Source organism: Streptomyces sp. DSM 15324, from assembly GCF_001514285.1.
In the GTDB taxonomy this organism is placed as follows: domain Bacteria; phylum Actinomycetota; class Actinomycetes; order Streptomycetales; family Streptomycetaceae; genus Streptomyces.
The window spans coordinates 112,863-136,475 of record NZ_KQ949033.1 but is presented as its reverse complement, the minus strand read 5'-3'; the positions used below and the strand labels follow the sequence as shown (position 1 = coordinate 136,475).

21 protein-coding genes and 3 pseudogenes are annotated in these 23,613 nt (G+C 72.2%); 4 read left to right on the top strand and 20 right to left on the bottom strand.

Features of this window, described 5'->3' with window-relative positions:
• Positions 1-17: 17 nt before the first annotated feature.
• The 4 genes from AQJ58_RS30390 to AQJ58_RS30375 all read right to left on the bottom strand — a co-directional run bounded on the left by AQJ58_RS30390 (position 18) and on the right by AQJ58_RS30375 (position 3,891).
• On the bottom strand, positions 18-671 hold the full coding sequence (locus AQJ58_RS30390; RefSeq protein WP_067255934.1) for a DUF6629 family protein: 654 nt from the start codon (positions 669-671) through the stop codon (positions 18-20).
• Positions 672-902: 231 nt separating this feature from the next.
• Positions 903-1,514: a hypothetical protein gene (locus tag AQJ58_RS30385; RefSeq protein WP_067255932.1), complete on the bottom strand. Its 612-nt coding sequence runs from the start codon at positions 1,512-1,514 to the stop codon at positions 903-905.
• The gene (locus AQJ58_RS30380; protein ID WP_067255931.1) at positions 1,511-2,974 is read right to left on the bottom strand and encodes a sensor histidine kinase; all 1,464 of its coding nucleotides are present in this window, start codon (positions 2,972-2,974) and stop codon (positions 1,511-1,513) included. The genes AQJ58_RS30385 and AQJ58_RS30380 overlap by 4 nt, the downstream gene beginning before the upstream one ends.
• 221 nt (positions 2,975-3,195) lie before the next feature.
• Complete coding sequence (locus tag AQJ58_RS30375; RefSeq protein ID WP_067255929.1) at positions 3,196-3,891, bottom strand: response regulator transcription factor; 696 nt, start codon at positions 3,889-3,891, stop codon at positions 3,196-3,198.
• Between the two features lie 137 nt (positions 3,892-4,028).
• Between AQJ58_RS30375 and AQJ58_RS30370 the strand changes: the two genes are divergently transcribed.
• Together AQJ58_RS30370 and AQJ58_RS43545 are read left to right on the top strand one after the other, a co-directional pair.
• Entirely contained in the window at positions 4,029-5,069 is a 1,041-nt protein-coding gene (locus AQJ58_RS30370) for a DUF3152 domain-containing protein (protein ID WP_079079333.1), read from the top strand.
• A gap of 157 nt (positions 5,070-5,226) precedes the next feature.
• Positions 5,227-5,388 carry a hypothetical protein gene (locus tag AQJ58_RS43545; protein WP_159056352.1) on the top strand — a complete coding sequence of 54 codons (162 nt, stop codon included), beginning with the start codon at positions 5,227-5,229 and terminating at the stop codon, positions 5,386-5,388.
• Between the two features lie 58 nt (positions 5,389-5,446).
• Here the strand turns inward: AQJ58_RS43545 and AQJ58_RS30365 are convergent, their stop codons facing one another.
• Complete coding sequence (locus AQJ58_RS30365; protein WP_067255928.1) at positions 5,447-6,385, bottom strand: LysR family transcriptional regulator; 939 nt, start codon at positions 6,383-6,385, stop codon at positions 5,447-5,449.
• A gap of 81 nt (positions 6,386-6,466) precedes the next feature.
• Between AQJ58_RS30365 and AQJ58_RS30360 the strand changes: the two genes are divergently transcribed.
• Entirely contained in the window at positions 6,467-7,423 is a 957-nt protein-coding gene (locus AQJ58_RS30360) for a DMT family transporter (RefSeq protein ID WP_067255926.1), read from the top strand.
• On the opposite strand, the gene AQJ58_RS44935 is transcribed toward AQJ58_RS30360, so the two are convergent.
• The 10 genes from AQJ58_RS44935 to AQJ58_RS30315 form a co-directional block, all read right to left on the bottom strand.
• Positions 7,410-7,517, bottom strand: a complete 108-nt coding sequence (locus AQJ58_RS44935) for an RICIN domain-containing protein (RefSeq protein WP_234360347.1) — start codon at positions 7,515-7,517, stop codon at positions 7,410-7,412. The genes AQJ58_RS30360 and AQJ58_RS44935 overlap by 14 nt on opposite strands.
• On the bottom strand, positions 7,514-8,530 hold the full coding sequence (locus tag AQJ58_RS30355; protein WP_067255925.1) for an aldo/keto reductase: 1,017 nt from the start codon (positions 8,528-8,530) through the stop codon (positions 7,514-7,516). Before AQJ58_RS30355 ends, AQJ58_RS44935 begins: the two co-directional genes overlap by 4 nt.
• 98 nt (positions 8,531-8,628) lie before the next feature.
• Positions 8,629-9,390, bottom strand: a complete 762-nt coding sequence (locus AQJ58_RS30350; RefSeq protein ID WP_067255923.1) for an SDR family oxidoreductase — start codon at positions 9,388-9,390, stop codon at positions 8,629-8,631.
• Positions 9,387-10,439, bottom strand: coding sequence for a zinc-dependent alcohol dehydrogenase (locus AQJ58_RS30345; protein WP_067256285.1), 1,053 nt, complete (start codon positions 10,437-10,439; stop codon positions 9,387-9,389). Before AQJ58_RS30345 ends, AQJ58_RS30350 begins: the two co-directional genes overlap by 4 nt.
• 113 nt (positions 10,440-10,552) lie before the next feature.
• Positions 10,553-11,458 carry an amidohydrolase family protein gene (locus AQJ58_RS30340; protein WP_067255921.1) on the bottom strand — a complete coding sequence of 302 codons (906 nt, stop codon included), beginning with the start codon at positions 11,456-11,458 and terminating at the stop codon, positions 10,553-10,555.
• Positions 11,459-11,496: 38 nt separating this feature from the next.
• Positions 11,497-11,844, bottom strand: a complete 348-nt coding sequence (locus tag AQJ58_RS30335; RefSeq protein ID WP_067255919.1) for an L-rhamnose mutarotase — start codon at positions 11,842-11,844, stop codon at positions 11,497-11,499.
• A complete protein-coding gene (locus tag AQJ58_RS30330; RefSeq protein WP_067255917.1) occupies positions 11,841-13,859 on the bottom strand; it encodes a DUF8034 domain-containing protein in 2,019 nt (672 codons plus the stop codon). Before AQJ58_RS30330 ends, AQJ58_RS30335 begins: the two co-directional genes overlap by 4 nt.
• Positions 13,860-13,866: 7 nt before the next feature.
• A complete protein-coding gene (locus AQJ58_RS30325; protein ID WP_067256283.1) occupies positions 13,867-14,721 on the bottom strand; it encodes a carbohydrate ABC transporter permease in 855 nt (284 codons plus the stop codon).
• A 103-nt stretch (positions 14,722-14,824) separates the two neighbouring features.
• The gene (locus AQJ58_RS30320; RefSeq protein WP_067255914.1) at positions 14,825-15,739 is read right to left on the bottom strand and encodes a carbohydrate ABC transporter permease; all 915 of its coding nucleotides are present in this window, start codon (positions 15,737-15,739) and stop codon (positions 14,825-14,827) included.
• Positions 15,736-17,100, bottom strand: a complete 1,365-nt coding sequence (locus AQJ58_RS30315; protein WP_067255912.1) for an ABC transporter substrate-binding protein — start codon at positions 17,098-17,100, stop codon at positions 15,736-15,738. The genes AQJ58_RS30320 and AQJ58_RS30315 overlap by 4 nt, the downstream gene beginning before the upstream one ends.
• A 304-nt stretch (positions 17,101-17,404) precedes the next feature.
• Between AQJ58_RS30315 and AQJ58_RS30310 the strand changes: the two genes are divergently transcribed.
• Positions 17,405-18,166 carry a FadR/GntR family transcriptional regulator gene (locus tag AQJ58_RS30310; protein WP_067255910.1) on the top strand — a complete coding sequence of 254 codons (762 nt, stop codon included), beginning with the start codon at positions 17,405-17,407 and terminating at the stop codon, positions 18,164-18,166.
• An 84-nt stretch (positions 18,167-18,250) separates the two neighbouring features.
• Here the strand turns inward: AQJ58_RS30310 and AQJ58_RS30305 are convergent.
• From AQJ58_RS30305 to AQJ58_RS30285, 5 genes and pseudogenes are all read right to left on the bottom strand, one after another.
• Positions 18,251-19,315, bottom strand: a pseudogene (locus tag AQJ58_RS30305) (arabinofuranosidase catalytic domain-containing protein); the annotation flags it as partial.
• Positions 19,316-19,370: 55 nt separating this feature from the next.
• Positions 19,371-20,291 carry a CE1 family esterase gene (locus AQJ58_RS30300; protein WP_067255909.1) on the bottom strand — a complete coding sequence of 307 codons (921 nt, stop codon included), beginning with the start codon at positions 20,289-20,291 and terminating at the stop codon, positions 19,371-19,373.
• A gap of 85 nt (positions 20,292-20,376) precedes the next feature.
• Positions 20,377-21,336: pseudogene (locus AQJ58_RS30295) on the bottom strand (arabinofuranosidase catalytic domain-containing protein); the annotation flags it as partial.
• 425 nt (positions 21,337-21,761) lie between these two features.
• On the bottom strand, positions 21,762-22,814 hold the full coding sequence (locus AQJ58_RS30290) for a phosphotransferase family protein (RefSeq protein ID WP_067255907.1): 1,053 nt from the start codon (positions 22,812-22,814) through the stop codon (positions 21,762-21,764).
• Between the two features lie 82 nt (positions 22,815-22,896).
• A pseudogene (locus AQJ58_RS30285) lies at positions 22,897-23,574 on the bottom strand (FAD-dependent monooxygenase); the annotation flags it as partial.
• Between the last annotated feature and the right edge of the window lie 39 nt (positions 23,575-23,613).

Below are 23,613 nucleotides of genomic sequence, written 5' to 3'. Positions count from 1 at the left end.
GTCGGGCGCGCGCCGGCTCAGGCGGCTCGGTGGAGCGGTGTCCCGGTGGGCGGGGGCCGGGTGCGTGCCCAGCCGAGCAGCATCACCGAGCACACGGCCGCCAGGGCGCACCAGGTCGAGACGAACTCCAGCCGCCAGAGCGCCCAGCACACCGACGCCCCGACGGCGACGAGCACGCCGAGCAGGGTCAGCCGCCGGTCGCCGGACAGCAGCAGGGAGCCCACGGTGGCCAGCAGGTAGCCCGCGACGAGGACCGGGGGATGGGGGAGTCCGAAGGTGTAGCCGAGGGTCCGGCCGTGGATCTCGGCCGTCATCGGGCCGGTGGCCAGCCCGTACGCGAGGGCCGCGGCGGTCGCGGCTCCCACCGCGAGCGGCACGGCCAGCCGGGGACGGGCGGCCGGCGCGCCCGGGCCCGTGGCCGCGCACCACACCGCGGCGGGCACCCACACCGCCAGCAGCGGCAGCGCGATGACGGCCCAGACGACGGTGGCGGCCCCGCCGCCCCCGCCCCGGTGCCGGACGACCGCCTCGACGATCTGGTGCGCCCCGAGCAGCAGCGGCAGCGCGGCGAGCGGCAGATCGCGCCGCGCGCGCACCCGCGCCACGGCGGCCACCCCGACGGCCGTGACACCGGCGCCCGCCACGAGATCGGCCGTCGCGCTCCAGCACATCAGGCCACCATAGGGCCGGACTTCGGGGTCCGTCCGCCGGGCCACGCGGCGCCGTGCCCCGCCTCAGCCGGTTCCCGCGCGGTCCGTCCGAAACGACGCGCGGGTTCCGACGCACCGGGCGCAGGGCCGCGGCCGCCCGGTCGGCCCAGGCGCGCGCCGCCCCGGCCGAGGCCGACGGCCACCTCACCCTGACCAGCCCCGCGTCGTACGCCGACGGGGAGATGGCGCGGCCTACGGATCGGGGCAGTCCTCGTCGGTCCCCTCGGCGTGCCGGCCTCCGGCCGTGGTCACGGTCACCGTCACCGGCTCCGTGTCCCGCAGGACGAGGCGGCGGGCCCGGCCCGCCGTGCAGATCAGCTGCCGCTGCGCCAGAGGGGAGAGCTCCGTCGCCACGTCCTTCGGCAGGACGACCGAGACCCTGCGGCCGTCCGTCGTGGCCCGTACGGGCTCCTTGGCCGACTCGGACGCCGAGGGGACCGGCGCCGCGGTCGGCTCGCCCGCCTCGGCGAGGTCGTCCCGGGTCTGCGAGGAGTCGTCGGTCGGGAGGAAGGAGTCCGGCCCCGACGACCAGGCCACCTGCGTGGTCACCCCGCGGGACCGCTCCACCACGTCCGGGCCCTCCAGCATCTGCTCGATGGCGACGGCGGCGTCCCCGGCCTCCGGGACCGCACGGCGCACGGCGAACAGCGCGCCGTCCTGGACGAAGTACAGCGGGGTCGTCGCGGTGATCCCGCTCGCCGGACCGCCCGCCTCGACCACCCCTGTCTCGGGGATGCCGCAGGAGCAGAGCGCGAGCACCGCGCCGACGATCAGCAGCGCCGCACGGCAGGCACGTCCCGTCACTGCTTCTCCCACGCCGACTCGTCCCGCCGCAGCGGGAGTTCCACGGTGAAGACGGCACCGCCGCCCGGACGGTTGGCCGCGCGGACGGTGCCGCCGTGCATCCGAACATTCTCCTCGGTGATCGCCAGGCCCAGCCCGCTGCCCTCGGTACGGGTGCGCGCCGTGTCGGACTTGTAGAAGCGGTCGAAGACGTACGGCAGCACCTCCTCGGGGATGCCCGGCCCGCTGTCGGCCACCTCCAGGACAGCGTGCCGCAGGGTGGCGTGCGGCCCGCCCTCCGACAGCGTCAGCAGAACCGGCCGGCCGCCGTGCCGCAGGGCGTTGCCGACCAGGTTGGCCACCACCACGTCCAGCCGGCGCGGATCGACCCGGCCGCGCAGTTCGTCGGGTCCGGGCAGCCGGGTCTCGACCGCGTCCGACCAGCCCCGGGAGGCGAGGGTGCGCCTGACCGACTCGGCGAGGTCGACCTCGTCCAGGTGCAGGACCGCCGCTCCCGCGTCGAAGCGGGAGATCTCCATCAGGTCCTCCACCAGCCGGGCCAGCTTCACGGTCTCCTCGCTGATCAGCCGTACCGCGGTCGCCGTGTCCGGATCGAGGTGGGCGGCCTCCTCGTCCAGTACGTCGGTGACCGCCGACATCGCGGCCAGCGGGGTGCGCAGCTCGTGCGAGACGTCCGAGGCGAAACGGCGGGCCCGCGCCTCCATGCCGCGCAGTTCGGCGACGGACTGCTCCAGCGCCGCCGCGGTCTCGTTGAACGTGTGGGACAGATCGGCGAGTTCGTCGGAGCCGTTGACGTCCAGCCGGGTGTCGAGCCGGCCCTCGGCGATGCTGCGGGTCGCCCGGCGCAGCGCCCGCACCGGACGCAGCACGCCGCGCGCCGCGAACAGGGCGAGCAGCACGGCCACCCCGAGCGCCGACGCGGTCGCCCGCTCGATGGCCGTGACCAGCGCGTCGACGGACCGCTGTTCGTCGGTCTGGGGCACGGTCAGGAACACCCGGATGCCGGTCGGTGTCAGGGCCCCCTCGGCGGAGGCGAAGACGACCGACATGCCGACGACGAGGGAGGTGCGTTCCCCGCTGCGCACCCGCTGGAACACCGTGGCCGTGCTGGAGCCGACGGCCTCGCGCACGGCGGGCGTCACCTCGTCGAAGCGGTAGCCCTGCACGGAGGGCGCGCTCAGCCCCTCGTACGTCACGAGGACGCGCCAGGTGCCGGAGGGTTCGGCGAGTGCCACGTTGGCCGCGAACTGCCGGAGCATGTCCTCGGTCGGCGGGTAGGCGACTCCGGTGGAGAGCCGGCTGACCTGGGTGCGCAGCTGCCGGATGACGGTGTCCTGGCTCTGCTGGAGCATCCCGTTGCGCGCCTCGCGGAAGGTCAGCGCACCCGTCGTGGTGGTGGCCAGTGCGGCGACCAGCCCGAACGCCACGACCAGCCGGACCCGCAGCCCGCGCAGGACCACCCGGGACGGCGCGCGTGACCCTTTGACCGGCGTGCTCGCCTCGTGCTGCGGAGTGGCCGGTCGCGGCCCCGAGCCTTTCCCCGACCCTTTCGCCGCGTCATGCACCCCGGCTTGCACCCCGGCTTGCACGCTGTCACGCCCCGCGGCTTGCGTCCCGTCATGCACGCCGTCGTGCACCGCGTGTTGCGTCCCGCCGTGCACCGCGTCGTTCACCGCGCGTCTCACCGCGACGCGAACCGGTAGCCGAAACCGCGGACCGTCTGGATGTAGCGCGGTTCGCGCGGCGGGTCGCCCATCTTGGCGCGCAGCCGTTTGACGCAGGCGTCCACCAGCCGGGCGTCGCCGTGGTAGCTGTGCTCCCAGACCGCCTCCAGCAGCTGCTGCCGGCTGAACACCTGGCCCGGGGAGGCGGACAGGGTCAGCAGCAGCCGCAGCTCGGAGGGGGCGAGCTGGACCGGGGCGCCCCGCACGGTGACGGACAGACCGGCCCGGTCGACGGTCAGCTCCCCGTAGGTGTAGATCTTCGGCAGCCCGCCGTCGCCCGGGGCCGCTCCGCCCGTCCGGCGCAGCACGGCCCGGATGCGTGCGTCCAGCACCCTGGCCTGCACCGGCTTGACGACGTAGTCGTCCGCGCCCGCCTCCAGACCGACAACGATGTCTACGTCATCACCGCGCGCGGTCGCCATGATGATCGGCAGGGTCTGGTCGACGGCACGGACGGCACGGCACACGTCCAGGCCGCTCATCCCGGGCAGCATCAGATCGAGGACGACGACGTCGGGCCGGAAGGACCGCAGCCGGTCCATGCCCTCCTCCCCGGTCGGGACGGCGGCGACCTCATGGTTCTGGCGGCGCAGCCCCAGCGCGACCCCTTCCCGCACGGCGGGGTCGTCTTCGATCAGCAGAACACGTGGCATGGGCTCAGTATCGGGACAGCCGCAGCCCGCGCGGGGCACTGTTACCGGATGATCACATAGACCGGATGATCACCCGTTACGATTCCGTTATTGTCTGACCCGGACCTGAACACATCAACTTCACAGTCTGGCTGACCATGAGCGAGCACAAAGCACAGTCCTCCACCGCCGGCCGCCGCCGCGCTCCCGCGCACGCCGCGGGGCGGCGCCGCGGGAAGGGCCCGCTGTGGGGCGGGCTCGCCGCGACGGCCGCCCTCGGGGTCGCCGGTTTCGCCGCCGTGGGCTGGGCGCTGCCGGCCGGCAGGGACGTCCTGGCGGGGGTGGGAAGCGCCGGTCGCGCCGAGCCCGGAGCCGCGGAGTCCGGCGCCTCGGAATCCGGTGCATCCGGGGCCGGTGCCTCCGGGGCGGGTGCCGGCGGGTCCGGCGCCGTCGGATCGGGTGCCCGTGGCTCGGGCGCCGGTGGGGCGGACACGTCCGAGCCCGGGGTCTCCGACTCGGCAGGGCCGGCGCCCGGCCGTACCGCCCCGAGCCCCGGCGCGTCCGCCTCCGGCTCGTCCGGTGCGGTATCCGGGAGCCCCTCGCCGAGCCCCTCCGGGACCACCGTCCCCCTCCCGGCCACCGGTCCCGGAACCTTCGTCACCGCCGCCGGCGGCAGCGCCCCGGCCGGCAAGGGGAAGAAGCCCCTCCGCTACCGGGTCGAGGTCGAGACGGGGCTGCGGCTCTCCACCGCGGACGTGGCACGGCAGGTGGACGCCGTGCTGGCCGACCCGCGCGGCTGGACCGCCGACGGCGCCGTCGCCTTCCAGCGGGTCTCCGGTGGGAGCGCCGACTTCGTCGTCAAGGTGGCCACCCCCGGCACCGTCGACAAGGTCTGTCTGGAGGGCGGGCTGGACACCCACGGCGACTTCAACTGCAATGTCTTCGACAAGGTCATGGTCAACCTGGAGCGCTGGGAACTGGCCACCCCCGTCTACGCCCGGGACGTCCCGTCCTACCGGGCGCTGATCATCAACCACGAGGTCGGCCACTACCTCGGCCACGGCCATGTCGGCTGCCCCGGCGCGGGGAAGCCGGCCCCCGCGATGATGCAGCAGATCAAGGGCATGAACGGCTGCGTCCCCAATGTCTGGCCCTACGGCGACGACGGCAGGCAGATCACCGGCCCCGCCGTGCCCTGACCCGCCCCGAGCAGTGGGTCCAGGTGGACGCTTCGGGCGGGCCGCGGCCCACGATGGCGGACGTCGCCGCGAAGGCGGGGGTCTCGCGGGCGCTGATCTCGGTCGAGCCCCGAATTCGCGATGCCGTCGACCGGTTCCCGGCGTTGTGGTCGCTGGAGTGGACGAGCTTGACGTTGCCGCGGCGGCCTGGGCGCCCTTGCGGATCAGGTCCCACAACGTGTCGCCGGGGGAGGCGTGGGTGACCATGGCGACGGTCATCCGGGGCGTGTCGGCCCTGCCCGCCGAGGCTCCGTCCGCGCTCTCCCGGGCGGCCCGGTGATGTCTGGGCATGTCCCTCGCACCTCGCTGCATGACTACGGAGGCGTCCGCCGGTGATGTCAACGTCGACGGGCTCGGATTCCCGGGGCCGGATCGCCGCCTCGGTCCCGTACCTCCTCCGCCGCTCGCCGCAGAGCGGCGAGAACCGTGCGCACGGCTCGGCGGGCCGCGCGTTCGGGGCGGTGCAGTACGTCGACGTGGCGGGCGGCGTGGATACCGCTGAGCGGGCGCAGGACCACCGCCGGGTGCGGGCGGGAGGTCCAGCGCGGCATCAGGGCGATGCCGCCGCCCGCGGCCACCACCTCCGCCACCACCGCGATCTCGTTGACGCGATGGACGATCTCCACCCTGCGGCCGGCCGCTGCGGAGACGGCCTCGACGGTGGCCATCAGCGGAAAGCCGTCGTGCACGGTGATCCAGGGCTGGTCGGCGACCTCCTCGGGCGTCAGCACCGGTTTCGCGGCCAGCGGATGGTCGGCGGGCAGGGCGATGTCCAGGGGTTCCCGCAGCAGCGGGGTGGCCGTCGCGGTCGGCGGCCAGGGCGGCGCGTGATCGAGCCGGTGGGCGAGGACGAGGTCGTAGTGGCGGGTCAGCGGCGGGAAGTCGTCCTGCGCCACATCCGCGTCGTGCAGGCGGACGCGCGGCGACCCCGGTGTGCCGAGGCCGCGCAGCAGGAGCGGGAAGAAGGCGGCGGCCCCGCTGTGGAAGGCCGCCACCGACACCGCGCCGTCGGGCCGTTCCACGAACTCGTCCACGGCATGGCGCGCCCGGGCGAGCGCCGTCTCCACCCCGATCGCCGCGTCGGCCAGGGCCTGACCGGCGGCCGTGAGGACCAGCCGGCGGCCGTCCCGCTCGGTGAGCGGCACCGGAATCGACCGCTGGAGCAGCCGCAGCTGCTGCGAGATCGCCGACGGCGTCACCCGCATCGCCTCGGCGGCCGCGGTGACGCTGCCCAGTTCGCCCAGCTCCCGCAGCACCCGCAGCTGCCTCTCGTCCATGCCGTGAGTGTAGCGTCGCTTAAGCATTGGTTGAGCAACTCGTCGTTTACTTCAAAATGCAGGTCCGCCAGGGTGGAGGTCATGCCAGCCACCCGCCGCACCGATGTGGTGCTGCTGGCCGTCGCCGTCGTCTGGGGTTCCAGCTATCTCTCGGCGAAGACGGCCACGGCCACCACCCCCGTCCTCCTCGTCCTTTTCCTGCGCTACGCCCTCTCCGCCGCCGCCTGCGTCGCCGTGGTCACCGCCCTGCGCGCGAGGTCCGGCCCGCCGACCAGGGACGAGGTGGCGCGCGGCGCCCTGCTCGGGGTCACCCAGGCCGCCGTCCTCGTCGTGGAGACGTACGGCGTCGCCCGCACGAGCGCCGCCAACGCGGGCCTGATCATCAGCCTCACCCTCGTCCTCACCCCGGTGCTGGACCGCGCCGGACGTCCGGCCGGACCGCCGCCGGCGTTCTTCCTCGCGGCCGGCGTCTGCGTCGCGGGCGTGGGCCTGCTCGTCTCGGGCACCGGTCTGCGTACCCCCGGCGCCGGTGATCTGCTGATGCTCGGGGCGGCGGTGGTCCGGGCCGGCCATGTGGTGCTCGTCGGACGGCTCACCGCGGGCCGGGCGATACGACCCCTGCACCTGACGACCGTGCAGGTGGTCGTCGGCACGGTCCTGTTCCTGCCCTTCACAGCGACCGGTCTGCCGCAGGTGGCCCGCATCGACGCCGCCACCTGGGCCCAGCTCGCCTATCTGGCCCTGTTCTGCGGTCTGTTCGCCTTCCTGGCGCAGACCTGGGCCGTGCAGCGCACCTCGGCGACGCGCGCGAGTCTGCTGCTGGGCACCGAGCCGGTGTGGGCCCTGCTGGTCGGCATCGCCTTCGGCGGTGAACACCTCACCGCGCTCTCCGCCCTCGGCGCCGCGCTGATCGTCGCGGGCACGTACGGGGGCCAGGCCGTCGAACGCCGCACACGCGCGCCCCGCCTGACCGGCCCCCCGGGTGCGGAGGGCCGGCCGACGGCGCTGCCCGGCCCCGCGCGCATCAGTCGACGCTGACGACCTTCCACAGCCGGCTGTCGGCGCCGGTGTCCGGCGTCTGCACGAGCCGGGTGCCGCCGGAGGGCACGTCGAGCACTCTGCCGCTGTTCACGTTCGAGTTCCGAGCACGCGGTCGTCCTGGCTCGTGGTGGGCACGTCGGCCCTGATCAGGCCCTGCGCGCGCAGCTCGTCCCAGAGGCCGTCGGGGACCCGCCGGGCGTGCAGTTCGACGTTGCGCCGGACCTGTTCCGCGGTGCGCATGCCCAGGGTGACGTTGACGACGGCGGGGTGTGTCCGAGGGAAGGCGATGGCGGCGGCGGGCAGGGTGGTGCCGTACCGCTCGCAGACCTCGGCGATGGCCAGGGCCCGCTGCACCAGGTCCGTCGGCGCGTCCCGGTAGTCGTACTTCATGCCCTCGGCGGGCCGGTCCTCGGAGAGCAGGCCGGAGTTGAAGACGCCGACCGCGACGACGCCCTTGCCGCATTCCTGCGCGGCGGGCAGGACGTCGTCGAGGGCGGACTGGTCGAGCAGGGTGTAGCGGCCGGCCAGCATCACCACGTCGGCGGCGCTCTCGCGCAGGAAGCGGGCGAGCATGGCGGACTGGTTCATGCCGGCGCCGATCGCCCCGATCACGCCCTGGTCGCGGAGTTCCGCCAGGGCCGGCATGGCCTCGTCGGCGGCCTGGCGCCAGTGGTCGTCGGGGTCGTGGAGGTAGACCACGTCGAGGCGGTCCAGGCCGGTGCGCTCCAGCGTCTCGTCGAGGGAGCGCAGGATGCCGTCACGGCTGAAGTCCCATTGGCGGCGCAGGTCGTCGCGTACGACGAACCCCTGGTCGTCGACGCCCTGCGGATGTTCGTTGGGGACGAGCAGGCGGCCCGCCTTGGAGGAGACGACGTACTGCTCGCGGGGCCGGTCGCGCAGGGCGGCGCCGAGCCGGCGTTCGGAGAGGCCGAGGCCGTAGTGGGGCGCGGTGTCGAAGTAGCGGATGCCGGCGCTCCAGGCGGTGTCGACGGCGGCCGCCGCGGCCGCGGGGGCGGTCACCCGGTACAGGTTGCCGATCACCGAGGCGCCGAAGCCGAGTTCGGTGACCTCGACGGGGGTGTGAGGGATCTTGTGGCGGCGCATGAGGGGCTCCTGTCAGGGACGTTAGGCGTCGGACGCGGGCCGTGGCGCCTGCGAGGAGCGCTTCGACCTCGGCGAGGTGGCCATGAGGACATCGCCGGTCACCGGCCGAGCCATCCGCCGTCGACCGGGAGGACGGTGCCGTGGACGTAGGCGGCCGCGTCCGAGGCCAGGAACACGGTGGCGCCCGCGAGGTCGTCGGCGCTGCCCCAGCGCGCGGCCGGGATGCGGTCCAGGATCGCCTTGCTGCGCACCGGGTCGTCCCGGAGGGCCTGGGTGTTGTCGGTGGCGATGTAGCCGGGCGCGATGGCGTTGACGTTGACGCCGTGCGGCGCCCACTCGTTGGCGAGCGCCTTGGTGAGACCGGCGATGCCGTGCTTGGCGGCGGTGTAGCCGGGGACGGTGATGCCGCCCTGGAAGCTGAGGAGGGAGGCGGTGAAGATGACCTTCCCCCTGCCGCGCGCCACCATCGCCGCGCCGACCGCCCGGGCCAGCGCGAACTGGGCGCTCAGATTGACCTGGAGGACCAGGTCCCAGTCGGCGTCGGTGTGTTCGACAGCGGGGGCCCGGCGGATGGTGCCCGCGTTGTTGACCAGGATGTCCACCGGACGCTCGCGCCCGGCCAGGTCCGCGCCCAGGTTCCGTACGGCCTCGGGGTCGGCGAAGTCGGCGCGGATCGCCTCGAAGGTGCGGCCGGTGGCGGTGACGTCCTTCTCGACTGCGCTGCCGGACTCCTCCAGCGAGGCGCTCACCCCGATGACGTCCGCCCCGGCCTGGGCGAGTGCGCGGGCCATGGCCCGGCCGATCCCGCGCCGGGCGCCGGTGACGACGGCGAGTTTCCCGGTGAGGTCGAAGGCGGTCATACGGCGGCTCCCTGGGCGTCGTCGGTGTCGTCGGTGCAGTCCACGAGGATCTTCATCACGTCGCCGCCGCCCTCCAGGGCCTCGAAGGCGGCGGGCGCTTCGGTGAGCGGCACGACCTTGCTGATCAGCCGCTCGGCCGGGATGGTCCCGTCGGCGACCAGGGCGACCGCCTTCTCGAAGTCGGAGCGGTCGTACAACCGGGCCCCGACGAGCGTGAGTTCGCGCCAGAAGAAGCGGTGCAGGTTCACCTCCCGCGGCCGGGAGTGGATGGCCACCAGGCACAGCCGGCCGCGCACGCCGAGCACGTCGACCGCCGTGTCCACGCCGCCCGCGGCGCCGGACACCTCGAAGGCGACGTCCGCTCCCGCGTCGCCGGTCCACTCCCGGACCAGCTCGGGCAGGTCCTCGGCGGCCGGGTCCCACGCGGTCAGTCCCCACTCCTCGGCGAGCAGCCGCCGGTGGGTGCTCAGCTCGACCACCCGGACGTCCGCGCCCGCGGCCCGGGCCACCAGGGCGATCAGGACGCCGACCGGGCCGCCGCCGACCACGACGACCCGCTCGCCCTCGCGCACCCCGGCCCGGCCCACGTCGTGCACCGCGACCGCGGTGGGTTCGACGAGGGCCGCCCGGTGCAGGGGGAGGGAGTCGGGCAGCCGTATCAGAGTCGAGGCGGGCACGGTCCAGCGCTGCTGCATCGCGCCGGGGGAGTCGATGCCGATGAAGTCCAGGTGCTGGCAGACGTGTTGGTGGCCCGCGCGGCAGGCCGGGCAGGTGCCGTCCCAGCGCAGCGGCATCACGGTGACCGCGTCGCCGGGCCGCCAGTCCTCGACGTCCGGGCCGACGCGGGTGACGCGTCCGGACATCTCGTGCCCGAGGACGGCCGGTGCGGTGACCCGGGCGTCCATGTCCCCGTGGAAGATGTGCAGGTCGGTACCGCAGATCCCGACGTAGGCGGGGGCCAGCTCCACCTCGCCGGGACCCGGTGGTGTGCTGGGGACCGGAGCGGTGTCGAGGGTGCGGGCGGACAGATAGCGGGCTGCGAGTGTCACGGGGTGGGGTCCCTTCGGCGCGGACCGGAGCCCGCCCATGCCGGGCCTCGGCATGCGCGGCGGTGTGTCCGGCGTGGGTTCGGCGAGATGTGCGGGGCGGCAAGGTGGCGGGGTCAGGACGTCCGGGCCGCGGCGTCGGCCTGCCCCGCGACGGGGTCTAGGCCGTAGAACGCGGTGGCGGTGCCGGAGAGGAGCGCGTGGACATCGCTCTCGCCCCACCCGGTGAGGAGTTCGTCCACGGTGGCGGCCCACCGGTTCCAGCCGCCCGCCAGGTTGGCGACCGGCCAGTCCGAGCCGAACATCAGCCGCTCGGGACCGAAGGCGGAGACCAGCACGTCCCAGACGGGACGGAGGTCGGCGGTGGTCCAGCGGGTGTGGTCGGCTTCGGTGATCAGCCCCGAGACCTTGCAGACCACGTGCGGATGTACGGCCAGCCGCCGGATCCGGTTCTCCCACCCGTCGATGTCGCGGCGGGCGATGTCCGGCTTGCCCGCGTGGTCGAGCACCTGGGGCAGGTCGGGGAAGCGTTCCGCGAGCCGGATCGCCTGGTCGAGCTGGTGGTCGCGGACGAGTACGTCGTAGCGCAGTCCGCGGTCCCCGGCCGCTCTCAACCCGCGTTCCACATCGGGGCGTTGCAGCCAGTTCGGGTCCGTCTCGCCTTGGGCGAGGTGCCGCAGGGAGCGCAGGTACCCGCCGCCCGGCCCGGCGAGCAGCCGGTCGAGCACGTCACCGATGGCCGGTGACGTCAGGTCGGCCCACCCGACCACGGCCAGGATCAGCGGCTCCTGCTCCGCGAGGGCGAGCAGATCCTCGGTCTCCGGTACGTCCGGGATGCACTGCACGACCACCGTGCCGTGCAGCCGCCGGCCCGCGATCGGGTGGGTGGCGGTGGAGCGCAGGTCATCGGGGGTGAAGGTGCGGCGGATGGACGCCACGTCCGGGTCGTCGAGCCAGGGTTGCGGGCGCTGGGCGAGGTCCCACAGGTGGTGGTGGGCGTCGATCAGCACGGGTGCGTTCACGGGGTGGTCCAAGTCGGGTCGGGCTGGTACGGGCCGGGTCAGGCGGTGGCGTCGTCGCCGGGCGGGCTCAGGTGCCAGATCTCGGGGAGCTCGCTCCACTGGCGGTCCTCGCCCCTGTCGGGGAAGGGTTCCTGGCACGGGTCGGTGAGCTTCCACCAGCGCCGGGTCTCGGGGTCGGCCTCGATGGACGCCATGTCCGCGTCGAAGTCGTCGCCGATGTACTCCATGTAGGCGAACAGCACGTCACCGTGGAGGAAGATGCTGTAGTTGCGGATGTTCGCCCGGAGCAGCGCGGCCTCGACGCCGGGCCACACGGCCGAGTGGAGCCGGAGGTACTCCTCGCGGTGTTCGGGGCGGAGCCTGATGGTCTGGGCGATGCGCTTCACGCCGAGTCCCCTGTCGTGTCGTTGGAGTCGGTCCGCTCGGCCGTGCTGTCGAACGGGGTGCGGTAGCTGGGTGTGCGGGAGCGCAGCCCGAGCCGCAGGGTGAGCCGGATGCGCGTGGAGGCGGGCAGACGAACCGTCAGGAATGAGCTGTCGCAGGGCACTTCGGCTTCTACGACCTCCGGCTCGGTGTGGCCGTAGTCGTACATGTCGCCGATCCAGCTGTCGTCCTGGCAGGTGGTGTACCGGACGCCGGTGATGGTGTGTTCGGCGAACGCGCCGGCCTGGACGATCACCGTGCGGTCGGTCTCGGGGGCCAGGTTGACCAGCTCGACGGTGGTCGCCTCGGGGTCGATGGAGGTGACGAGGGCGGCGACATCCGCCGGCAGACCGGCCCGGCGGGCTTCGGCGTCGTGGTAGCGCAGCCGCGCCTGCTGAAGACCGCCCTGGTACAGCACCTGCGGGCCGCCCCAGGTCAGCTGCACCAGGGCCTCGGTGACGACCGGGTTGCACAGCTGCCAGACGTGGATGTCGGCCTCGGGCACGTCCAGGTGGCGGTAGCGGTCGATGCGCCGCAGCCGGTGGCGGACCTGGGCCTGAGCCATGGCGAGGATCCGCTCCGGGTAGCCGGGGTCGTCACCGGCGAGGAAGGCGAACCACGCCTTCTCGTGCCCGGAGTCCTCCTTGGACCGGAACGGCCGCACCGTGCGCCAGTCGATGCCGTCCGCCTCGCGCAGCCCCTCCAGCCGGGCCCGGTCGGACTCGGAGGAGGTGTGGTGCCACAGGGCCACCGGCACGGGGGGTGTGGCCGGGTTGTAGTCGAACCAGCCGGAGTCGTTGTGGCGGAACGGCAGGTGGAGCGTGGGTGTGTGCCGGTCCGGACCGAGTTCCACCGCCCACTTGGAGGGCAGGCTGGAGTCGGCCTCCGTGTGGGGCATGACCTTGCCGCGCTCGATGAGGGTGTCGAGCGAGGTCGCGACCATGGAGAGGTAGTCGTCGTCGCCGGTGACCGTGGCCGCCGCGAGCGCCGCCACACAGGCCGCGTGGCCGAGGCTGTGCCAGCCGTGCGGCCAGGACCAGCCGTAGTGGCCGCCGTACCAGCGGCCCTCCAGCAGGCTGCCGACCTCGCCGTCCGGGCCCACGTTGTCCGGGATCAGACCGCCGTTCGCCTCGGTGCGTGCGCGCCAGGCGCCGACGTACTCGACGATCCAGTCGTGGTAGCGCTCCTCGCCGGACAGGATCCAGGCGTTGAGGACGAGTCCGGCCGCGGCGAGGTTGACCGCGGTGTCGCCGACGCCCATCCGGTCCCGCATCTGGTCGCCCAGCCGCGGGTCCGCCGACAGGGGGAAGGGGCCGTCCGCGGCCTCGGGGAGCCAGTCGAGGGGGAATCCGTAGGTCTCCGCCTCCTTCGGCAGCCACGGGTACACGTCGCCGTCGAAGAGGCCGGTGCGCTCGGGGTCGCTGCCGTTGTGCGGGCGGGTGATGATGCGCTGCTCGGGGTCGTAGTTGCCCTTGGCCGGGTCGACGTACAGCTCGGCGAAGCGCAGGGCGCGCTCACGCCACCGGTCGGGGGCGGCCATGCACAGGAAGTAGAGCAGCAGCAGGCTCTCGCCCTGGTGGAACCAGTCGTAGCCGCGCTCGAACTCGTCGCGCAGCATGTCCAGTTCGGTCAGCTGCCTGGTGACGCCCTCCCAGTGCTTCTCGCTGGCGGGCAGGAGGTCGTCGGCGCCGCCGAGGAGGTACAGCTGGGGCCAGTTGAAGAACACTTCGTAGAAGTCGTCCACACCGTCGCGGGTGGTCAGCGGGCCGGTGTAGTTCAGGCGTCCGTCGGGGCCGGTGAAGTCGCGGGCGAAGCGGCGCCAGGCGTGGTCGAGCAGGTCGAACAGCGCGCGCTGGGCGACGGCCCAGCCGGGGGGTTCGAGCAGCGGGACCGTGGCGTGGACGTCGGGTGAAGGGGCGGGGCGGTCGGCCGCCGGGCTGTCGTCGCCGGAGGCGTCGGGGTGAGGGCTGAAGGGCATGAAGCTGTCACTCCTTGGTGGCGCCGGCGAGCATTCCGCTGACCAGGAAGCGCTGGGCGAACAGGAACACGACGAGGACCGGTGTGATGGCGACCAGCGTCGCCAGTGCCAGTTGCGGGCGTTGGATCGCGAGGTCGCCGACGGCCGGGTTGAACGACGGCACATTGCTGAGCAGGCTTCCCACACCCACCTGGATCGGCATCTGATCGCTCTCGGGGAGCATCACGTACGGCAGGAAGTAGTTCGTCCAGTTGGCGACGAAGCTGAAGAAGCCGACCAGCGCGATGACGGGGGTCGCCAGCGGCAGGGCGACATGACGGAAGACCCCGAACTCGGAGCAGCCGTCCATCCGGGCCGCGGCGAGGAGGTCCCGGGGCACGGCGGTGGTGAAGTAGATGTACGTCAGGTACACGCCGAACGGGTAGAACGAGTACGGCAGGATGATCGACCACATCGTGCCGATCAGGTGCACCGCGTTGAGCTCCAGGAACAGCGGCACCACCAGCGTGGCGTTCGGCATCAGCATCACGACCAGGGTCGCGACCAGCAGCGCGTGCCGGCCGCGGAACTCGGTCATCGCCAGCGCGTACCCGGCCGGAACGGCCAGGCAGAGCGTGATGACCAGCGAGATCGCGGCGTAGACGGCGGAGTTGCCCAGCCACATCAGGATGGCGTCGTCCTGGAAGGCCGTGAGCGCGTGCCAGTTGGCCGTGAGCGCGTGCCAGGACCCGAAGGACAGCGGGTGGCCGTGGACCAGCTGCTGGTCGGTCTTGGTCGCCGCGAGCAGCAGCCACAGCACCGGCAGCACGAAGAACACCACGAACACGGTGAGCACCGAGCCCGCAAGGAGCCGTGACGCCAGGTGCCGCGGTGGCCGGCGGCGCTGCCGTGGGTCGCCGTACCGGGCTTCCACGTGCCGATCCCGTTTCGTGCGCGGAGGGGCGGCAGCAGGGGTGGACCGTGTGTCAGTCGGCATCGAAGAACCCCGATCGTGCGACGAAGACACCGGCGACCGACACGCTGACGACCAGGAGTTCCACCGAGACCGCGGCGGCGCCGTTGATGTTGTTCATCTGGAAGGCGAAGTCGTACGTCAACTGGTTGAGCGAGTAGTCGCGGCCGGCCACGCCCGTGCTGGCGAGGGAGAGCAGCTGCGGCTCGACGAAGAGCTGGGCGCCGCCCGCGAAGGCCAGGATCACCATGTAGACGATCCACTTGCGGAGCAGGGGGATCTGCACCCGCCAGGCGGTCTGCCAGCCGTTCGCGCCGTCGATGCGCGCGGCCTCCATGACGTCCTTGGGGATGTTGTTGAGCGCGCCGTACATGACGACGATCCAGCCGCCCGCGCCGGTCCAGAACGCGATGATCGTGAACAGCAGCGCCAGATTGCCGGGGGCGATGACCTCGCCGAAGGTGCGGAAGCCCAGCGTCTCCAGCAGGGAGCTGACGGGGCTGACGGTCGGGTCCAGCATGAACAGCCACACCAGGACGCTCGCGGCGCCGGCGAGGGCCCCGGGAATGTAGTAGAGGAAGCGCAGCGCCTGACTGAGCGGCCCGGAGGCCAGCTTGTGCAGGAGCAGCGCCAGGAGCACCACGAACACCACGAGGGACAGGAGCCAGAAGACCAGGTACAGGGCCACATGGCCCAGGGAGTCGACGAAGCGGAAGTCCTGTGCCGTGGTGACGAAGTTGGAGAGCCCGGTGAAGGCGCCTCCCGCGTCCGTGAACGCGAAGTAGATCGCGTAACAGGTCGGGAGGACGCCGAACGCGATCAGCAGCAGTACGTAGCCGGCGACGAATGCCACGCCGGCCCGGCTCTGCCGGGCGGTGCCGCGAGGGCGCCCCCGGACGGAGCCGGCCGATGAGTGCGTGACGGTCACTGCGAGACCTTGTATCCGTCGGCCTGGGCGTACTTGACGATCGAGTCCTGCCAGGCGGGCAGCAGCGACTCGATGGTCTTGCCCTGCGTCATGCCGGGCTTGACGGTGGCGGCCCAGATGGCCTCCTGGCTGAACTGGCCCGAGCCCCAGCCGTTCCAGACCTGGGAGGAGGCTGCCTTGAGGGCGCTGAGGTCACTGGCGTAGTAGCCGGAGGCGTTCTGCCCCGTCAGCCAGGTCTGGGCGGCCGGCGCGTACGCGGGGAAGCCCGGCGCCTTCTCGCCCTGGTAGGCGTTGTCGGTGGTGACCCACTTCAGGAAGTCGGTGGCGGCCTTGATGTGGGTGGAGTGCTGGGACAGCAGCCAGGTGCCGCCGCCGACGTTGCCGGTGGACGGCGCGGTGTCGCCCTGCCACTGCGGGATGGGCGCGGCCGCGATCTGCTGGGCCGGGGTCTTGAAGGTTCCCTCGAACAGCGCGCCGCCGTACCAGGCCGGGCCGGGCATGAGCAGGACCTTGTCGGCCTGGTTCTTGCCGAAGTCGGTGCTGAAGACCCCGCTGATCGACATCGACTTGTTCTTGATCAGCGTGTCCATCAGCTTGGCCATCTTGGTGCAGGCCTCGCTGGTGGTGTTCACCGACACGGCCTTGGGGCCGGTGATGTGGTTGGCGCCGCACTTGCTCGCCCACAGGTAGATCTCGGGGGTGAAGGAGTCGCCGGCGTCGCCCACCAGGTAGCCGGGGTGCTCCTTGGCGACCTTCTCGCCGAGCGTCTGGTACTCCTCCCAGGTCGTCGGGACCGTGTAGCCGAACTTCTTCAGCAGCGGCGCGTTGTACCAGAGCACCGCCTGGGAGAGGTCGTTGCGCAGGCAGTAGACGGTGCCGTTCACGGTGCAGACGTCGTTGGCGCCGGTGGCGAAGTCGGCCAGGGTCGACTCGGGGATCAGGCCCTTGTTCAGCGGCGCCGCGAAGCCCGCGTCGACCGCCCAGGAGGCCTCGTTGTTCTGGGAGCTGAAGACGACGTCCGGCCAGCCCTTGCCGGTGCGGTTGAACAACTGCACCTTGGTCTGGAGGTAGTTGGAGCCGTTGGCGTCACCGTCGTAGCTGACGATGTCCAGCTTCACGTCCGGGTGCTGCTGCTGGTACAGCTTCGCGGCGTCCATGCGGGTCGCGTCCACCCAGACGGTCAACGCCCCGTCCTTCTGCGGCGCCTGGGCGAAACCGTCCTTGTTGGTCTTGCCGGCGGCGGCGCCGCCGGCACAGGCGGTCACCGTGAGCAGCACGGTGGCGGCACAGCCGGCAAGCAACGCGGCCCTTCTGCGGCTGGTCCCTGTCTCCCGGTCGGCCGAAGGCTTGTAGACGGACATGTGCGACTCCACTGGGTTTGCGTGAGGCTGACGGCTCTGTCGGTACCGCTGCGGTAGAAATTAGCCGCCATATCGAAGGCTGAGTCAAGGGGTATGTACGGCTTTTCGGGGGTGCGGCATGCCTGTTCAGGTGACGACACAAGTCGCGGAATAGGGCAAATAGTCGCTAAGTTCACAATCCTCATGCGCACTCTTCCCGGCGATCTCCAAAAATGAGTACGACTTATTGATGGGCTGGGGTACGATGAGCCCGGCTCCAGGGCCGATCGGTCACCCTCGTCGCAGTCATCCGGAGGCAGCACCTATGAACGACACGCCCGCCGTGGCAGCAGTGGCGAACGGTGCGGACGAGCGACGCGACTACCGGCCCGGGTACGAGGTCGTGGCGGAGCGGATCCTCGAGTTCATCGCCGAGACCCGTCTGGTCCCCGGCGACCGGATGCCCACGGAGAACGACCTGGCCCAGCAGTTGGACACCAGTCGAGCGGTGGTCCGGGAAGCCGTGAAGATCCTGTCGGCGCTCGGCCGGGTCCGGGCGCACAAGGGGCGGGGACTGTTCGTCGCGGACGACGACGGCATGCTGGTGTCCAGCCGCTGGGGCGGCTTCTTCCGGCCCGTGGACCTCGACCACGTGCTCATGCTGTTCGAGTTCCGCAGGGTTCAGGAGATGGCCGCCGCGAGCTTCGCGGCCACCCGGGCCACGCCCGCCGAACTGCGCGCCATCGAGGTCGCCATGCAGCAGTGCCGGTACGGGTACACGCACGCGGAGGTCGACGTCTTCAACCGGGCGGACGACGACTTCCACGCCGCCGTGGCCGCGGCCTCGCACAACACGTTCCTCGGCAGCGCGGTGCGTGACGCCCGCAGGCTGCAGCGCCGGTCCAGCGCGATCGGCATCCACGACACCTTCAACGAGGGCACCGCGGCCGCGGTCGAGGAGCACGAGGCGATCTACCGCGCCATTCGTGACGGCCGGCCCGACGAGGCGGCCGAGGCCACGGCCGTACACCTCGACCGGACGCTGGAGGACTACCGGCGGGAGATCCAGCGGCGCCTGTTCGGCTGACCGCCGCCGTCCGGGACCACGACGAACGGGGACCGCGGCTCGCTCCCGAGCGGGCCGCGGTCGCGGGGGTGGGTGCTACCTGCCGTAGCCGGCCGCGGTGATGTTGGCCTGTACGGCGTTCTCGGTCGCGTCGGAGGGGTAGCCGGAGGTCATGACGCCTTCGTAGAAGGTGCCCGCGGCGCCGTGGCTGTTGTCACCGCCGATGCCGAGGATGATGGCGCCCTCCTTCCTCATGGGGTTGTAACCGGCGACGTTGGGGCGGACGCCGTTGTAGAAGGTGGACAGGGACCCGCTCTGGGCGTTGCCGCCGCGGATGGCCCACTTGTTGGGGCCGCCCTTGACGACGGCGGTCAGGTAGCGGTGGCTGATGGAGGGGTCGCCCGGGTTGTAGCGCTGGTTGACGCCGGAGAACAGGCCGTTCTCCAGGTCGGCCATGATCCAGGGACCGTTGCCACTGCCGTAGCCCCAGACCTTGATGTTGCCGAAGTAGATGGCCTCCATGGTGCCGTTGCCGTTGTCCCGGCTGTTGGTCTCGGCGTTGCCGTAGTCGAAGCAGCAGCCGCCGTTGTAGTGCGTGCCGTCGAGGACGGCGTACATGCCCTCCGCCTGGTCGCCCTTGGCGACGCCGTTGGTGCTGTTGTTGCGGTAGCCGGTGCCGGGGGCGACGAAGACGCCGTAGGCCTTGTGGCCGGCGACCGTGATCGGTGCCGCGGTGGCGCTCGCGAGGTTGTCGTAGCCGCCCGCGGCCGGCCCGGAGAAGCCGCCGGGGGGCGCCTGGGTGAGACGGTTGCCCCGCCCCGACTGGTCGTAGATGACCGTGATGAGGCAGGAGGTGTTGGCGCAGAAGGAGTCCTGGGCGGCCGCGTTGGCGACGCCTCCCGCGTTCAGGACGCCGATGTCGCGGGTGGCGTTGTCCGAGGCGCGGCGCACCTGGTACAGCGGGCCGTTGTAGGACGAGTACAGGGCGCGGGTGGTGCTGTGGGCGGCCACGCAGGGGGTGCCGCCTGCGGCGTAGAGGTCGCAGGGCAGCGATCCGGCGGCGTGGGAGGCGGGGGCGGTGCCGGTGAGGATTCCGGTGGTCAGCGCGGCGGCCGCGCCCGTGGCGAGCAGCGCGTGGCGCACGGACCGGGCCCGTGGTCGTGTGGACATGGGTGAACTCCTGTGACGGTGGCGGGTGTCGCCCGGCCGAAGCCGGAGGGGGGCCTCAGAACTGGGTGAAGAACTTCCAGACCTCGGCCGGCACCCAGGTCCTCGAGCCGCTGTCGCCGCCCGCGCCGTCCTGGGGCGCGGCGATGTGGCCCTCGTCGAACGCGGCCCACACGACGGGGTGCCCGGCCGAGCAACCGGTGTACGCGGTGACGCGGTGCGTCCGGCTGCCCTGTGCGGGTTCGGGCGGGTTCTGCGCCGCGCAGCCGTTGTTGCGCACGAACCTGTCACGCAGGGTGCGTCCACCGGAGATACCGAGGACCGAGTCGCGGATGCCGTGCACGCCGAGGTAGGCGACGGGCTGGGTGCCGCCGGCGCAGCCGCTGAGCAGTCCGCCGGACTGGACCGCGACCGCGCGGAAGACCGTGGGCCTGGCACAGGCCAGTGCGTAGGTCATGGCGGCGCCGTAGCTGAAGCCGAGGGAGAAGCGCCGGGTGGTGTCGACGCACAGGGCGTTGTCGATCTGGTTGAGCACGGCGTCGGTGAGCGCCACGTCCTCACCGCCGGAGTTGGCCCAGCCGTTGTTCAGGCCCTGGGGTGCGACGAAGATGGTGCTGTTGTTCGCCAGCCGCTGCAACCCGTAGTACGCCCAGGTGCCGTTCTCCACGGTGCGGCCCGTCGCCACGTCGTTGGCGGTGCCGCCGAGCCAGTGGAAGCCCAGGACCAGCCGGTAGGCATGGTTGCGGTCGTAGTTGTCCGGCACCTTCAGGATGTAGCTGCGGCTCTTGCCGTTGACTTGCAGGGTGTAGGTGCCACTGGCCAGTCCTGGGGCCCTGCCGCACCCGGCTGTCGCCGCGGCCGTGTCGACGGCCGCCGGGGTGGTGCCCCGGCCGCCGGTGACCGGGGCCGCGGCCGCGGTGGTCGCGACCAGGGCGAGAACCGCCGCGATCACGGTGGGCCATAACTTGGCTTTCTGCATGACAACACTCCTTCGATCGGTCAATGGGGCGAGGGCGGGCAGTCGTGGGGGCTGAGCGGTGGCTCAGCGGTGGCTCAGCGGTGGCTCAGCGGTATCCGGCCGCGGTGATGTTGGCCTGTACGGCGTTGTCCGTCGCGTCGGAGGGGTAGCCGGCGGTGATGGCGCCCTCGTAGAAGGTGCCGATGCTGAGGTTGGTGTTGCCGTTGCAGCAGTCGCCGCCGCTGCCGAGGATGATGGCGCCCTGTTTCTTCATGGGGCTGTAGCCGCCGGGCAGTGAACCCGCGTACAGCGTGGTCAGACCGCCGGACTGGGCGTCGCCGCCCTTGATCGCGAACCGGGAGGTCCCGTTGTTCTTGAGCATCGCGGTGACGAACTTGTTCGTATAGGCGCGCTGGTTGGGGTTCCAGGAGGTGCTGCCGCCGGGGTACAGGCCCCACTCGAGGTCGGCCTGCACCCAGGGGCCGGTTCCGGAACAGCCGCCGAACCAGCACGACTTGCTGAAGTTGATGGCGTCCATCGCGCCGGGGCCGTCCGCCCTGCGGGTGGTCTCGCTGTTGCCGTAGTCGAAGCAGCAGCCGCTGTTGACGTGCGTGCCGCTGGTGACCATGTACATCCCCTCGGGAGCGCTGCCGGTGGGCACGCCCGTCGAGTGGCCGTCGCGCCAATAGCTGTTCCCGGCGTTGATGTAGAGGGAGTAGGCCTTCCTGCCGCCGACCGTGAGCGACTCGCTCGTCGCCTTCGCCGGCGTATCGGAGCCGCCGACCCCGCCCGGTCCCTGGTAGCCCAGGTGGTTGCCGTGCCCTGACTGGTCGTAGACCCAGGTGACGACGCAGGTCGTGCCCGCGCAGAAGGAGTCCTGGGCGGCCGCGTCCGCCGGGCCGCCGGCCACGGTGACGCCGATGTTCCTGGTGGCGTTGTCGGACGCGCGCCTGACCTGGTAGAGGGGGCCGCTGTACGCGCCGTACAGGGCGCGCACGGTGCTGTGCGCGGCGATGCAGGCGGTGCCGCCCGAGGCGTACAGGTCACAGGGGCCCGAGCCGGCGGCGGAGGCCGGAACCGGTGAGATCAGGAGGGCCAGCAGGGCGGCGCACAGCGCCGTCAGACAGGCCGCCGCCCTCGTCGCCGCGTGGAGGACGAGCCTGCGGGCGGGCCGGGGGAGGAGCCTGCGCACGGGGCGAAAGGGGCCGGACGGACTGGGGTCGGACGGACTCGGGTCAGGTGGACATGGGCATGACAGTGCTGGAGGCATGGCGAACTCCAGGGGGATGCGGCGGCTGGTCACGCTCGTCGGCGCGGGGTGCATGGGGACGCACGTCCGAAATGCCGAACGCGACTCGGAGTTTCGGACACTTTGGATGATAGGAATGCCATGACAATCGTCAATGCTTGTCACAGGTTTTTGTCTGGCGGGTTGACGAATTCGAGCCGCCGGCCGAGGAGGCCTGCGACGCCCCCCGGAGGTGTCCCTCCCTACGCCTTCTCGCCAGGCCGTGCCTGACCGGCCGCCCGCTCGCCTGCCCCGAGCGCGCGCAGGGCCGCCACGCGTTCGGCCAGATAGGTCCGGCACCAGGCGAGGTGGTCGCTGTCCTCGTAGCCGCGCGGGCCGCACTCCACCACCACCAGCAGCCCCAGATAGAGCCCGTAGAGCGCCAGACGGTGCCGGAGGGCGGGGGTGAAGTCGAGCCGGCCCCCGGCCTCCCGGTACCCGGCGACGAGATCGCTGTCCGGACCCACGTCCCCGCCGAGCTCCAGGGAGACCAGCTCGGCGGCGGGATCGCCCCAGAAGGCCCGCTCGTGGTCGATGAGACCGGTGATCCGGGGATTGGGACCCACGGCTCCCGCCGCGTCCAAGGCGCTGACGAAGATGTTCCCCGGCCACAGGTCGAAGTGGACCAGACACGGCCGGGTGACCTCGTCCAGGGCGGCCCCGCCCGCCGCCACCAGGGACCTGATCTCCGCGTGCGACGCGCCGAGTTCGGCCCGCCAGAGTCCGGCGTCCGCCAGCAGCGCCTCCACCATGGCGGTGAACGCCGTCCGCCAGTCGGGGGCGGACAGCCCCGACTCGGACGCCGGGTAGCCGAACCGGCCGTCCTCGGCGACCAGGGTGTGCAACCGGGCGGTGATCCGGCCGAGTTCGCGTCGCAGCGCGCTCTGGGCCGCGGAGGGCAGCAGGTCGGCCACCTTGTCCCACGGCGTCCCCTCCAGCACGGACACCGCGAGGAACTCCTCGCCCGCGTACAGCAGGTCGGGGGTGGGCACCCCGGCACCGGCCGGGGACGCGAGCCGCCGGTACATCGCCGCCTCGGTCGCCATGATGCCCCGCTCGTAGCGCAGGACGGGTGTGCCGACGGGCGGCGCCAGCTTCACCACCGCCGCCCGGCCGTCGTCGAACCGCACCCGGTAGGCGGTGTTGAACCAGCCGTCGGTCAGCTCCGCCTCCAGCCGGCACCCGACCCCCGTCGCCTCGCGCATGAGGGCGTCCAACTCCGCGGCGGACAGACGGCGTTTGGTCAGGCTCTGCATGCAGCGGCTCTCTTCCGGGCGTCGGCACGACGTGCTGGGAGCGCTCACATTCTGCGCGGTGCCCCGATCGGTGGTCCAGTGCTCATCCGCCCGGGGAGCCGAACCAAGCGGCCAACTTCCCGGCCAGATCCCCCTGGTCCTCGCCGACCCACACCACATGGCCGTCCGGCCGCAGCAGCACCGCGGGCACGTCCAGCTCCTCGCTGACGTCGACGACATGGTCGACCCGGTCCGCCCAGCCCGCCACCGAGAGCCGGCCGGTGCCGTCGAGCAGCAGCCCGCGCCCGCCGCGCATCAGCGGGTACAGACGCCCCCGCTCCTTCAGCGCCACGTCCCGCAGCCGCCGGCCGAGCAGCTCGTGGCCCTCGCCGACGTCGTAGCGGACCTCGACCGCGGTGATCATCCCGGTCACGTACCGGTTCACCTCCTCGATGTCCATCAGCCGGGAGAACAGCTCCCGCAGCGCGGTCGGCCCCGGTTCCGTCCCCAGGAGTGTGATCGCCGCCCGGGTGTTGTCCAGCACGCGGGCGCCCACCGGATGGCGCTCGGTGTGGTAACTGTCCAGCAGCCCTTCCGGGGCCCAGCCGGCGATCTCGGCGGCCGGCTTCCAGCCCAGGTCGAACGCGTCCTGGACGCCCAGATTCAGCCCCTGCCCGCCGGTCGGCGGGTGGATGTGGGCCGCGTCGCCGGCCAGCAGCACCCGCCCCACCCGGTAGTGCCCGGCCTGCCGGGTGGCGTCGCCGAACCGGGACAGCCAGCGCGTCTGCTATAGGTTGAGAGTGGCGAGGAGCGGACGCTC